The sequence below is a fragment of the Clostridium sp. Ade.TY genome, assembly GCF_000498355.1.
Classification (GTDB): domain Bacteria; phylum Bacillota; class Clostridia; order Clostridiales; family Clostridiaceae; genus Clostridium.
This window is the reverse complement of the sequence record NZ_AVSV01000002.1, coordinates 17,627-31,640: the sequence shown is the minus strand read 5'-3', so window position 1 is coordinate 31,640 and position 14,014 is coordinate 17,627. Positions and strand designations below refer to the sequence as shown.

The 14,014-nt window shown below is 24.8% G+C and carries 12 protein-coding genes; 6 read left to right on the top strand and 6 right to left on the bottom strand.

From position 1 onward, the window contains the following. Window positions 1–48 precede the first annotated feature (48 nt). Complete coding sequence (locus tag O212_RS0100135) at window positions 49–1,233, bottom strand: cyclopropane-fatty-acyl-phospholipid synthase family protein (RefSeq protein WP_081705781.1); 1,185 nt, start codon at window positions 1,231–1,233, stop codon at window positions 49–51. Window positions 1,234–1,675: 442 nt separating this feature from the next. Here O212_RS0100135 and O212_RS0100130 point away from each other — a divergent pair, with 442 nt between their 5' ends. The 3 genes from O212_RS0100130 (at window position 1,676) to O212_RS0100120 (ending at window position 5,160) form a co-directional block, all read left to right on the top strand. Then, complete coding sequence (locus O212_RS0100130) at window positions 1,676–2,263, top strand: DUF4878 domain-containing protein (protein WP_024613147.1); 588 nt, start codon at window positions 1,676–1,678, stop codon at window positions 2,261–2,263. 227 nt (window positions 2,264–2,490) lie between these two features. Then, a complete protein-coding gene (gene alr, locus O212_RS0100125; RefSeq protein WP_024613146.1) occupies window positions 2,491–3,651 on the top strand; it encodes an alanine racemase in 1,161 nt (386 codons plus the stop codon). Window positions 3,652–3,705: 54 nt separating this feature from the next. Further along, window positions 3,706–5,160 (top strand): PLP-dependent aminotransferase family protein, encoded by a 1,455-nt coding sequence (locus O212_RS0100120; RefSeq protein WP_024613145.1) that lies wholly within the window; start codon window positions 3,706–3,708, stop codon window positions 5,158–5,160. 12 nt (window positions 5,161–5,172) lie between these two features. On the opposite strand, the gene O212_RS0100115 is transcribed toward O212_RS0100120, so the two are convergent. The 3 genes from O212_RS0100115 to O212_RS0100105 all read right to left on the bottom strand — a co-directional run bounded on the left by O212_RS0100115 (window position 5,173) and on the right by O212_RS0100105 (window position 7,624). Then, window positions 5,173–6,204 (bottom strand): MBL fold metallo-hydrolase, encoded by a 1,032-nt coding sequence (locus O212_RS0100115; protein ID WP_024613144.1) that lies wholly within the window; start codon window positions 6,202–6,204, stop codon window positions 5,173–5,175. Window positions 6,205–6,313: 109 nt separating this feature from the next. After that, window positions 6,314–6,961, bottom strand: a complete 648-nt coding sequence (locus O212_RS0100110; protein ID WP_024613143.1) for a PspA/IM30 family protein — start codon at window positions 6,959–6,961, stop codon at window positions 6,314–6,316. 123 nt (window positions 6,962–7,084) lie between these two features. Then, window positions 7,085–7,624 (bottom strand): hypothetical protein, encoded by a 540-nt coding sequence (locus O212_RS0100105; protein WP_024613142.1) that lies wholly within the window; start codon window positions 7,622–7,624, stop codon window positions 7,085–7,087. 163 nt (window positions 7,625–7,787) lie between these two features. Between O212_RS0100105 and O212_RS0100100 the strand changes: the two genes are divergently transcribed. From O212_RS0100100 to O212_RS0100090, 3 genes are all read left to right on the top strand, one after another. Then, the gene (locus tag O212_RS0100100; RefSeq protein WP_024613141.1) at window positions 7,788–8,477 is read left to right on the top strand and encodes a hypothetical protein; all 690 of its coding nucleotides are present in this window, start codon (window positions 7,788–7,790) and stop codon (window positions 8,475–8,477) included. A gap of 120 nt (window positions 8,478–8,597) precedes the next feature. Beyond that, a complete protein-coding gene (locus O212_RS0100095; RefSeq protein ID WP_024613140.1) occupies window positions 8,598–9,308 on the top strand; it encodes a GntR family transcriptional regulator in 711 nt (236 codons plus the stop codon). A gap of 31 nt (window positions 9,309–9,339) precedes the next feature. Beyond that, window positions 9,340–10,749 carry a glycoside hydrolase family 1 protein gene (locus O212_RS0100090; protein ID WP_024613139.1) on the top strand — a complete coding sequence of 470 codons (1,410 nt, stop codon included), beginning with the start codon at window positions 9,340–9,342 and terminating at the stop codon, window positions 10,747–10,749. Window positions 10,750–10,757: 8 nt separating this feature from the next. Here O212_RS0100090 and yjeM read toward each other — a convergent pair whose 3' ends face one another. Further along, window positions 10,758–12,389, bottom strand: a complete 1,632-nt coding sequence (gene yjeM, locus O212_RS0100085; RefSeq protein ID WP_024613138.1) for a glutamate/gamma-aminobutyrate family transporter YjeM — start codon at window positions 12,387–12,389, stop codon at window positions 10,758–10,760. Between the two features lie 268 nt (window positions 12,390–12,657). Continuing rightward, the gene (locus tag O212_RS0100080; protein WP_024613137.1) at window positions 12,658–13,983 is read right to left on the bottom strand and encodes an MATE family efflux transporter; all 1,326 of its coding nucleotides are present in this window, start codon (window positions 13,981–13,983) and stop codon (window positions 12,658–12,660) included. Window positions 13,984–14,014 lie beyond the last annotated feature (31 nt).

The window sequence follows — 14,014 nt, the reverse complement described above, 5'->3', positions numbered from 1 at the left end:
ACTATAATTAATTAAATGTTAAACTATTTTAAAATAGGATTAATTGTATTAATCTTCATATAAATATTTTCTAGTTAAAGGTAATTCGTTATTTATACCTTTTGAATATAAAGTTTGATGAATATCTATAGTCCAGTAATGGAAAGCAGCAGCACATGAAGCAAGATATATATGCCACATTCTTAAAAATCTTTCATCAAACATTTCTCTTTCTTCTTCTAGATGTTCTTCGAAGTTTTTAAGCCATTCTTGTAAAGTCTTCATGTAATGAAGTCTTAAACTTTCAACATCAAGAACGTGGAAGTTTAATTCACTTGCAACTGAAATTTCTTCTCTTAATGTTGGTAAGTATCCACCTGGGAATATGTAAGTTGTTATCCATTTGTTACCTTCAGTTTCAACAAGATTAGTTATATTATGAAGTAGGAATAGACCGCCTTCTTTTAATACAGAATCTACATTTTTAAAGAAAAGTGGTATGTTAGCATGGCCTACATGTTCAACCATACCTACACTTACAACTCTATCAAACATAAGACCAGATTTTTCTAAATTTCTGTAATCCATAAGTTTAACAGTTACTAAGTCTTCTAAACCTTCTTCTTTGATTCTTTCATTAGCTTTAGCAAATTGTTCTTCGCTTAAAGTTATACCAGTAGCTTTAACTTTATAAAGTTTAGCTGCTTCAATTATTAAGAATCCCCAACCACATCCTATATCAAGTAGTGATTGTCCTTCTTTTAAGTTTAATTTTTTTAATATATGTTTGATTTTATTCATCTGAGCATCATAAAGCGTATCATCTTCGCTTTCAAAATATCCACATGAATAACTCATTGTTTTATCTAACCATAAGCTATAGAAATCATTTCCTATATCATAGTGATGGGCTATATCTTTTTTTGATTTTAAAAGTGAAGGAGCTTTAACTTTTCCTGCAAGTTTTAAAAGAGTAGAGTGATTTAAAAAACTATCTTTATTTCTCATCATACTTTCAAATATTTCTTGAGGGTCTCCTTCAAAATCTATATCTCCATCCATGTAAGCTTCGCCTAAAGCTATACTTGCATCAGATAATAAATCTTTTTTACTTGGGAATTTATTTATTATTATTGTGAATTTTGGTTCACCTTCGCCAACCTTAACAGTTTCTCCATCCCAAAGTTTTAAGTTAAATGTCTCATCAGATAAATGTTTAGTAAATGATTTTACTATAGTTTTATTCATTTCCATAATTAACACCTCATTTGTTTAATTCATATTAAATTATAGACTTTATAAAAAATAAAATTAACATGCATAAATTTTATTATATTAGTATTTTTTGACTACTCATTAAGAAAGTTTTTAAAATACTCCTAAATTCTTTTAAATACTTTACTTTGCTTTTGATTTTGAAAAGTTTGAATAATATTTGAATAAAGGAATACTGTTATTTAGATGTATCTGATATAATGTAAATAGAATATGTTACAAAATTTTATATATTATAATTTTTTTTAAATAAAATATAAAATACGTTAATTTAACTAAGAAAATTTAGTATAATGATGAAATATAGGATTAATTTTTTAAAATACATTTATTATAAGGTTAAATTATTAATTAATATAGATAAAATGTAAATAATGTTTATAAAATAAATAACTAAAATATTTATATTTAAGGGGGAAATATGAAAAAATTAATAAGTCTAATATTAGTATCCATGCTTTCATTTAGTTTAGTTGCTTGTGGTGGAGATAGTCCAAGTGCTGTTGTAGATAAATTTTATTCTGCTTTAAAAAAAGGCAACATAAATGAAATTAGTGAATTAGTTAATAAGGATATAAGTACTAAGGAAAAAACAGATAAAAAATTAACTGCTGAACAAGAAGAAGCTTTAAAGAAAGTTTTATCAGGTACAGAAATAAAGATTAGTAACACAGAAGAAAAAGATAATGAAGCTAAGGTAACAGCTACAGTAACAGCTGTAGATGCTGGTGACATAATGGGGAATTATATGGTTACTGCTATACAAAAATCATTAGCAGCATCAATGAGCGGGAAAAGTGATAAGGAATTACAACAAGATTTAGAAAAAGATTTAATTAATACAGTAAATAAAGGTGATTTAAAGAAAATAACTCAAGATATAAATATTGAGTTAATAAAACAAGATAAAAAATGGGTAATAAATGATCCAGAATCTGTTTTATTAAAAACTTTTAACTTAGAAAAATTCTCAAAATTTATAAAAGAATTTTCTGATAAAGAAAAATAAAATAAAAGGTAGCTAATATTTTAGCTACTTTTTATTTTATTTATAATATTAAATGTAGAGATTAATTTTTAATAAAAATATATAAAAAGTTTATGTTAAAAATTAGTATACTTAAAAGTGATATATAACCACTATGTATTAAAAATATAAATTTAGTGGTTCTTTCTATAAAGTTAAAAAGATTTATAATAGTATTATAGAGACAATAGTAATTTAGAGGTGAACTTATGGAAAAATTATTAAGACCTGTATGGGCTGAAATAGATTTAGATAAAATAGCATTAAATATGAGAAATATAAAAGAATTAGTTAATAACAAAGAAGTAATAGCAGTTATAAAAGCTGATGCTTATGGGCATGGAGCATTAGATATTGCACCGGTTTTAATAGAAAACGGTGCTTCAAGACTTGCAGTTGCTGTTATAACAGAAGCATTAGAACTTATTAATGGTGGTATAAAATGTTCTATAATGATATTAGGATATACTCCTTTAGAATTTGCAGAAGATTTAATAAACAATAATATAGAGCAAACTGTATATGATTTAAATTATGCGAAAAAATTATCTGAAATTGCAACTAAGATTGGAAAAACTGCAAAAATTCATATAGCTTTAGATACAGGTATGGGGAGAATAGGATTTATTCCAAATAGAAAAAGCTTAGAAGAAGTTATTGAAATATCAAAATTGAAAGGAATAGAAATAGTTGGCATATTTACACACTTTTCAACATCAGATGAAGAAGATAAAGAATATACAAATAAACAATTTAAGAAAATACAAGATTTTAATGAGGAACTTATAAAAAATGGATTAAATATAAAAATAAAACATGTATCAAATAGTGGAGCTATAATAGATCTTCCAGAAACATATCTTGATTCAGTAAGAGCTGGAATAATATTATATGGATATTATCCATCAGATGAAGTTAAAAAAGAAAAGCTTAATATAGAACCTGTATTAACATTAAAGACTAAAGTGGCTCATGTAAAAACATTAGATAAAGATATGTATGTAAGTTATGGAAGAACATTTAAAACAGATAGAAAAAGTGTAATTGCAACAATTCCAATAGGTTATGCAGATGGTTATTCTAGAGCTTTAAGTGGAAAAGCTAAAGTAATAATAAATGGAAAATTTGCAAATGTAGTAGGTAGAATATGTATGGATCAATGTATGGTAGATGTTACTGATATTGGTGAAGTAAAAGTTGGAGATGAAGTTATTTTACTTGGAGAAAAAAATGGGTTGAAATTTAATGCTGATGACATGGCAGAAATAATTGGAACAATAAATTATGAAGTTCTTTGTATGCTTAAGCATAGAGTTCCTAGAGTTTATAAAAGAAATGGAGAAGCAGTGCATATAAGAAATTATATTTAATTAATTTTCTGATATAATAAAGGAAGATTAAATTAGAATAGAAGGTGAGAATATTTGATTTTTTCGTCCTTTAAAATAAATGAAGAGGAAAAGATACACACTCAAATAGAAAGACACATAAAAGAAAATATAGAAAATGGAATGTTACAAAAGGGGTGTAAATTACCTTCAACAAGAGAGGTTAGTAAGATAATTTCAGTAAGTAGAAATTCTGTAATATTAGCTTATGATACTTTAGAAGAAGAAGGTATTATAGAAAGTATAAAAGGAAAAGGAACCTTTGTAAAAATAGAAAAAAAGTTAAATGATGGTGATTTAAATATAAATTGGGACAATATGATTAGTGGTTATTGTAAATGCTGCGAAGACCTTGATATAGTTAAAAATGAATTACCTTGGAAGAAGGGTATGATTTCTTTTAAAAGTATTGCACCGGATGAAAGTCTTTTTGATTTAGAAGAGTTTAAAAGATCATTTTTGACAGTTTTCTCACTTGAAGGAGATAAACTATTAAATTACGGTTATGCAAAAGGATATAAACCTTTAATAGAATATTTAATGAGTTATATGAAGCATAAAGGTGTTAATATAGAAGGAAAAGATATATTAGTAACAAATGGATTTACAGAAGGTTTTGATATATTGTTAAGTGGAATTATGAATGAAGGGGAGTCAATAGCTTGTGAAGAACCAACTCATAATACTGCTATAAAAATTATGAAAAGTCATAATCTTAATATTAAACCAATAAGTATGGATAAGGATGGAATAAACTTAAATGAATTAGAAGATACAATAAAAAGATGTAATCCAAAGCTTATATATTTAATACCATCTTATCATAATCCAACAGGAATTGTTATGAAAGGTGAAAAGAGAAAAGCTGTATATAATATATGTGAAAAATATAATTTACCAATAATAGAAGACGGATTTAATGAAGAACTTTTATATACAAGTTCGCATGTAGTACCACTAGCATCACTTTGTGACAAAGGAAATGGAATAGTTTATATAGGAAGTTTTTCAAAAATATTATTTCCAGGTATTAGAATTGGGTGGATATTTGGTGATAAAAATTTAATTTCTAAATTAGAAAGTATAAAAAGAACTAGAAATATACATTCATCTTTTTTAGATCAAGCAATATTTTGTAAATATATGGAAAGTGGATCTTTTCAAAAGTATATGAAAAAAATAAGAAAACATTATAAGGACAAGTATAACTTTACATTAAAGCAAGTTAAAAAGTATATTCCTCATGATTATATTTTAGGTGAAGGAGGACTTCATATATTTATAAAATTAAAAGGGGTAAATGGAAGAGATGTTTTAAAAGAATGTTATAAAAGAGGTGTAGTTTTTATGCCTGGTGATATATTTTATAATAATAAAGATGGTTTAGAAAAAATAAGAATAGGGTTTTCAAGAGTTAGTGAAGAGGATATAGAAAAAGGTATAAAAATAATTGGTGATGTTGTTAAAAGTTTAAGTAATAAAAAGGGCTAGTTATAGCCCTTTTTAAATTGCCTGTGATAAAACATATACTTTTTTAAATCCGCTATTAAGTAAAATTCTTGAAGCGATAGATGCTCTATTGCCATTTGAACAAGTAGTTATTATTAGCTTATCTCTATAATTTTCTAATTTATGCAATGACTTTGGTAAATCTTTAAGGGGTATATTTATATAATTATCAAAATTATTATTATTTTTAATTTCTCCAATTTCTTTAACATCTAAAATTACTATATTTTCATAGTTGGATTTTAATAGTTCACTAAAGTTTTTGTTATTTATATATATAGGACTAATTTTAGGAACTTTAATATACATACTTTGACAAATACCTTCTTCAGAAGGTATTTTTATTGAATTTATACTTGTATTACACATAGTATTTAATGAAACAACTTCAAACATCCAATTTGGTGGTTTTTCTGTATATGTTGTTAATTTAAGAAATTCTTTTCTATTTTTTATTTTAAAGTATTGATTTATTTTTTTTATATAGTGAAGTGTATATGGTGGAGAATCTGTATAGTTATGAGAAGGATACACAATTAAGTGAGAAGGAAGCTTAGATATATTAAATAAGCTATTATAATGATCTAAAGGGTTACCAGTTGGTAAATCATCTCTACCACCACAATTATCTAAAAAAATAGTATCTCCAGTTAATAGTTTATCTTCGAATATAATGCACATACTATCTATTGAATGGCCAGGAGTATGTATGCATTTTAATATAATTCCATCTATATTAAGTATTTCATGATTTTTAATTTTTTTTGTTATAAGACTAGATTTTGTATTTTCGTTCATTAAATAACTGCACCCAGTTTGCTCTTTTAGACTGTGGCAAGCACTTAAATGATCTGAATGTGTATGAGTATCTATAACTGCTTTAAGAGTTAAGTTATTTGTAGTTAGATGACTTAAGTAATAATCTTCATAATCAAGTTTTGGATCAATTAATACACAGGAGTTATTTTTAGTATTTACTATTAAATAAGTAGAGCAATAATCAGGGTTTAATCTATAAAATTTCATAAAATACTCCTAAAAATTAATATATTTTATTATATTATATGTAGTTACTTAAAAGAGTGTTTTATAAAGTATAAATAAAAAAGGAATTACTAAAAGTAATTCCTTTAAATTATTTATTTCTATACTTTTCAAGTTCTGCATCTAGATTATCAGTTTCAAGTGCTTTGAATTCGTCATCTAATAATGGTGTTCTAAGATCTTGTAATCCTTCAGCGTAACTTTCTTCTTTAGCGATTTTTCTTTCAATATCATCTAAGTTTATTGAATTTTTCTTAGTTTGAACATTTGCCATAATTTCATTAACTTGTTTAGTTGCATTTGCAGTATTAAGTCTTGCAGCAGCTTCATCTCTATAACTTCTAGTTTTTTCAATTTCTTCTTGAAGTTTAACTAAGTTTTCTTTAAGAGTTTTTGCTTTAACTTCTAATTCACTATGAGAATTAGTTAATGTTTGAAGCTTTTTATCAGCATCAAGTTTTAATTTAAGAGCTTTTTTAGCAAGTTCTTCATTATTTTTACTCATAGCAAGCTTTACTTTCTCGTCATATTCAACAGAAAGAGATTTAGTCTTGTCCATTTCTTTTTCAATTTCTTTTAGATTACCAAATATTTGAGCTGATGAAAGTTTTGCTTTATTTAAGCTTTCTTCCATATCTCTTATTTTTTGATCTAATAATTCTATTGGATTTTCCATACTATCTAAAGCTGAATTAGTTTTTGCTTTTAACATGTTTGAGATTCTATCAAATATACCCATAATTATGAGCCTCCTTTTAAGTTTACACAATATAGTATTGATTAACTTTTCTTATAATTATATAATTTTTTGAAAATTTGGCAAGGTTCAATTATAATATTAATAAAATTTTAATTAAGATTATTATTTTTTAAACTTAAAGAAAATAAAATAAATAATAAAGAAAATAATTGTAATTACACAAAGAATAACTATTGCTTTAAAAATAAATGACATTCCAAAAAATGAATGACCAAACGATGAAAAGAATGGGAATGCACTATAATTTCTGTTGTATCCTCTAGGTATTTCAGAATCATTGGTATCTTTTTTAGCGTTGTCATTATTAGTAGTATTATTTTCATCAGAAGTATTATTGTTTTTATTACTATTATTATATTTATCTGATGTATTGAATTTAGAATTAAATTTGTCATTAGTAGAATTTTTGTTTGAGCTATTTGGTTTACTATATTTATCTGATGTATTAAATCTTGTGTTCCAATTAGAACTCTTTGGGGTGGAAGTACTACTTTTAGTTGATGATGAAGATGATGGTTTACTGTAACTAGATGAACTTTTAAAACTAGTAGCATAAGCTGGAACTATAAAAGATAAAATATTAGATAAAAATATAGTTAGTATAATTATAAATTTAATTATTGACTTGTTCCGAAGTTTCATTAAATATAATCCCCTTTACAGCATATTTTGATATTCTATTATTTAAATAATATTATAAAGTAAAGTAGAAAAATTAACAAATTGTATTATTTTAATAAATTAATATTTAAGTTATTTAAAAAGTATGATAGTCATTTATAATAAATATTAGAGAGGTGATAAAATGAATATAGAAAAGGCAAAAGAAATTATAAAAAGTGAAAGAGATAATATAACAGAATATTATACAAATATAACTTTTTCTATTAATGATATTATTGAATTTTCAGAAGGCACTGATATAAAGACAAGATATTTTATGAAAAATATAAAAATTTTGGACAAGTATATAGAGCTTTTAGATAGTGCTGAGAGTAAATTAAATAAGAAAAAGAAAGTATTATTTTTTGAAGTTGATGCAGCAACAGCTAGTGAAATAAATGATTCTATAAATAGTATATTAGATTATAAAAATAAATATAATGATATATTTTTAAAATTGAAATGTTGTTCTAAATGTCAATGCTTAAGCTGTATGAGAGATTGTAAGTTTAAAGCATGTCTTTCATGTGGTAAAAGTGGTAAAGTTACAGAATGTGATAAGGAAAAATATAATATAACAATGTTTAATGGAGAATTTTCAAAGCTATACAATGGTGAAACCAATATGTATGATAGTGTAGAAATATTGGCTCAAGTTGATATATTAACAGAAAAAACTTCATTTAGAGTAGTAAAATCAAATAATGAATTTTTAATACTTACATATGAGCATAATCCTAAAGATGGGGATAGTTATGGAAGTGTAAGTGATAAAGATACATTTAATTTCATAGCAGATTTATATGAAAGAAATGTTGAAAATATTATATAGAAAAAATCTCTTATATTTTATAAGAGATTTTTTAATTACAAATAAAAAGTATATACTTTTTATTTACAAAGTATATTGTTTTGTTATAATAAAATTATAAAATAAATTTAGGAGATAATTATGCTTAAATATGAAGAAATAGCATCTTATTTAAAAGAAGAGATTTTAAATGAGAAGTATAAAGCAAATGAACAATTACCCTTTGAAAAAGATATATGTAAAAAATTTAATACTAGTAAAATGACTGTAAAAAAAGCTTTAGATATATTAGTTAATGAAGGACTTATAGTAAAAAGAAGAGGCTCTGGAACATTCGTAAAAGATATATCAAAAAAAGATATACTTTCTTTAAATGAAAAAAGACAGTTATTAGGACTTACAAATAATAAGACTGGGCATAAAATTACAAGTGAATTATTAGAATTTAAAATAATAAATGCTAATAAAAAGATTGCATATGCTTTAAAAATAGATGATGAAGATTTTGTATGTTTAATACATAGAGTTAGGTATATAGATAATGAAGCCTTTTCAATAGAAAAGACATATATGCCAATATCTGTAGTTGAAGGAATAAAAAAATCTGATGCATTAGGATCAGTATATAATTTTTTAGAAAATAAACTAAATTTTAAAATACAAAGTGCTCACTCAACAGTTAGGGCAAGTAAAAGTGAAATTTTAGATAGAAAGTATCTTTTATTAAAAGAAGATGAACCAGTTATTGAGGTTGAGCGAATTGGTTATTTAGAAAATGGAAGAGTATTTGAATATTCATTTTCAAGACATAGATATGACAAATTTGAATTTAAAGCTGTTACAGTAAGATAATATAATAAAAGGATAGGAGAGTTTGGGGAATATGGGCGAATTTTTAAAATTTAAAGATAATTTTTGGTGGGGATCTGCAACTTCTGGGCCACAATCAGAAGGTAGATTTAATAAAGTAAATAAAAATATATTTGATTATTGGTATGATAATAATCCAGAAGATTTTTTTGATAAAGTAGGACCAAATGTTGCTTCAAATTTTTATAATAGTTATAAAGAAGATATCAAATTAATTAAAGAAATTGGACTTAATTCACTTAGAACATCAATTCAGTGGACAAGACTTATTAAAGATTTTGAAACTGGTGAAATAGATGAAGATGGAGTAAGGTTTTATAATAATGTAATAGATGAATGTATAAAAAATAATATAATACCTGTAATGAATTTGCATCACTTCGATTTACCAATAGAACTTTATAAAAGATATGGCGGATGGGAATCTAAATATGTTATAGATTTATTTGTAAAGTTTTCTAGAAAAGCCTTTGAATTATTTGGGGATAGGGTTAAGTATTGGACAACTTTCAATGAACCTATGGTTATAGTAGAAGGGTTATATTTATATAAATTTTATTATCCTAAATTAGTAGATGGTAAAAAAGCAGTTCAAGTTATGTACAATTTAAATTTAGCATCAGCAAGAGTAATTGAAGCTTATAGAAGTTTAAAACAAGATGGGAAAATAGGAATAATACTTAATTTAACACCATCATATCCAAGATCAAATAGCTTAGAAGATTTAAAAGCTAGTCAGTTTTCAGATGACTTTTTCAATAATTCATTTTTAGATCCAGCTATAAAAGGTGAGTTTCCTAAAAATTTAGTTGAAATTCTAAAGAAAGATAATGTAATTTGGGAATCAACAAAGAAAGAACTTAATATTATAAAAAATAATACAATAGATTTTTTAGGAGTTAACTATTATAGTCCAAGAAGAGTTATGGCTAGAGAAAATGAATTTAATAATGACTGCTGGATGCCAGATAAATATTTTGAAAATTATGATATGCCTAAGAAAAGAATGAATCCTTATAGAGGTTGGGAGATTTACCCTAAGTGTATGTATGATATAGCTATTAATATTAGAGATAATTATAATAATATTCCATGGTATATTTCTGAAAATGGAATGGGTGTTGAAGGTGAAGAGAGATATGTAAATAATTATGGAGTAATAGAAGATGATTATAGAATAGAATTTTTTAAAGAACATTTAGAATATCTACATAAAGGAATAGAAGAAGGCTCTAATTGCTTTGGATTTCATTCATGGACTCCTATAGATTGTTGGTCATGGGCAAATGCATATAAAAATAGGTATGGTTTTATTTCTGTAGATTTAAAAACTCAAAAGAAGACTATTAAAAAATCAGGTAGATGGATAAAAGAAGTTTCTAAAAATAATGGGTTTGAAATAAAAAAAGCACTAAATAAATAGTGCTTTTTTTATGAGTCAATAGATGAAATTGCAGCATCTTCAACTAATTCTTTTGTTCCTAAAACTTCATCTGAAGAATTAGTATTTAAAGAATCATTCAAATTATTTAATTCAGTTTCTAAAGATTTATATTTTAAATATTTTTTATATAAAAGGAAAGCAACTATTCCAAATAATACAGGACCGCCTCCAACCCATATACTATTTTCAATATTTCCTTCAAGTGCTGGTTCTATTATTGAAAATATATTTGTAAAAGTAACAACAATAAAACATATTGTAGCTACAAATATTCCTGATTTTTTTGAGAAAAATTCATATTCTTTTTTTATTTCATCATTTTTTTTGAACTTTATATAAGAATATATAATAAATGATAGTGGTACAGTACCAGATACAAATGTCATAAGTGTCATTTTATTAAATATAGAAGATACACTTCCACCACCAAATCCAAGTAATAGAACAAAGAATACTATAATACAAGTTTGAAGAATTATTGCATTTTGAGGCATTCCATGTTTATTATCTTTTAATAGTTTTTCAGGTAATAATCCCTTTGGTAATCCTTCAAACATATGCTTTATAGGAGTGTATATTCTAAGAGGAACAGAAGTTAAACCTATTAAAGTTAAAATTTTCATAATTCTATTAATCCATTGACCTAAAATTACAGCTTTTGAAGGGTCAAAACCTAATAAAATACCAAGTCTATAAAATTCTTGTTGATATATATATACTGAAAAATTAGCCAAGTTTACTTTATCAGAACCAAAAGTGTCATTCCAATTACATACCATACCTAATATTAAAACTCCAACTACATAAAGTATAGTTATAACTATAGTTGAAAGAACAATAGCTTTTGGTACATTTTTTTTGGCATTATGAACTTTATCAACTAATCCACCGCTATTTTCCATTCCAGCAAATGTGAATATAGTAAATACTAAAAATCCAAGTGCAGGTAAAAATGTTGAATAATTTGGATTTGGGCCATAAAAATAAGAATTTATATTTGTAAAATCAAAACCTTGTTGAAACTTAAATCCTTGAAGGGCAAATATTACTAATCCTCCACCTAATATAAGAATATGTCCTAAAATAACAGTAACTATTGATATATTAGAAAGGATAGTTAATTTTTTTAAGCCTTTTGTTGCAACAAATGCAACTATTATCATATAAAATGCACCAACTAAAGCCAAAGTTTGTGGTGAATTAAATCCTAAGAAGTGCCAATTTGAAGTAGTATCAACACCAAATATTGCAACTGATAAAGAAATACATATAGTAGAAGCAGAGAACCATAATATTACAAATCCTCCGTACCATATAAATGTACCTATAAGTGAGAATTTCTCACTTACACTTTCACGCATCCATGAAAAAATACCACCAGATTTTTCTTTAAAAGCTGAACTCATTTCAGCAACTATAAATGAATATGGAATAAAGAAAAATACTGCTGCAATTAATAAATAAGTAATTGAAGCATATCCCATTTGATAATATACTTGTAGACTATTTCCAAGCCCATATACAGTTAAGAAAATCATTGAAACGAAACTCCAAAATGATATAGAGTATTTTTCATTACTTTCTTTTATTTTTACATTTTTTGATTTATTTTTACTCATAAAGTTGCTCTTAATAAAATAAGAGCTTACCCCCTTCCGCGTATTAAACAAGAAAATATTAATAACGTTGATTTATTGTGTGCTCATATGATAAACAAATGTTTATAAAACTTGTATTTGTCCTTAGTGTAAATACAGATGTATTTCTAAATTAATATAAGTTTATACCTAAAAAATTAACTTAAAATAAATAAAATAAATATAAAATGTAAATAAAATTGAATTAACTGTATAACGTAAATAAAAAAAAGGCTAGTTTTCCAGCCTTTTAAAATGAATATAAATGTTTGTATTTTTTAATAAAATAAATTGATATTAAAATTGTCAATATTTCTGCAAATGGTACTACAAGCCAAAGTCCATCTAATTTAAATAGTGGTGGCAATATTAAAGCTCCTATTATTACGAATACAAATGATCTTGCAAAAGATATTAAAGAAGATATTTTACCATTTGAAAATGCTGTAAATAATCCAGAGGCAAAAATATTAATACCAACAAATAAAAAGGCAATAGAAAATATTTTTAAGCCATTAAGTGCCAATAAATAAACAGGATTATCTGGTTTTACAAATACAGAAACAATATTTTTTGCAAAAATTATAGAAACTATAAAAATTAATACAGAAGATATAATTAAAAATAATTTTGAATAGTTAAAAGTCTCTTTAAGTTTTTCAGGATTATTAGCCCCATAATTATAACTTATAAGTGGTGAGATTCCTGATGTAAATCCTAAGTAAGTAGAAATTAATAAAAAGTGTGCATATAAAACTATAGTAAGAGCTGCAACACCATCTTCACCAGCATAATTTAGTGCTATAACATTAAAAATAAGAGTTGTTATACCAGTAGATAATTCTGTAACCATTTCAGATGATCCATTGATTAAAGTTTTAATTAAAGTTTTACTATGAAACTTAAATTTAATAAATTTTAAAGTTGAAGTATTTTTAAAAAAATATACTATACCAAATATAAGAGATATAAAGACTCCAAGAACTGTTGCGTAAGCTGCACCAGATATTCCAAGGTTGAAAATTTTTATAAATAAGTAATCAAATACTATATTTATAATACCACCCATAACTGATATATATAAACTAAATTTAAAATCTCCATCAGTTCTTATATAATATTCTGCTAATGATTTCAATATGAAAACTGGTGTAAATAAGGCAATTATTTTTCCGTAAGAAATACAATAAGGTAATAATTTAGAAGTTGCTCCAAGAATTATAGATATATTATCTATAAATATAAAAAGAATAATACCTATAATAGTACCTATTAATAATGCAGTGAAGCTTAAAAATGAAAATATTTCACTAGCTTTTTTTATATTTTTTTGTCCAAGCATCCTTGAAATTATTGCACTACCTCCAGTTCCAAACATAACAGCAATGGAAAAAATTATGCTTATTATAGGAAGTATTATATTTATACTAGCTAATGCATTAGATCCAACAAGAGTTGAAACAAAAATTCCGTCAATAATTGTATATAAAGATATAAAAATCATTGAAATTATAGCTGGTGAAATAAATTTTAAAAACTCAATAAAGCTTAACTTTTTGCTAAATTCTAATTCCATAAATGTCTCCTTTTATATATTTTTTTATATG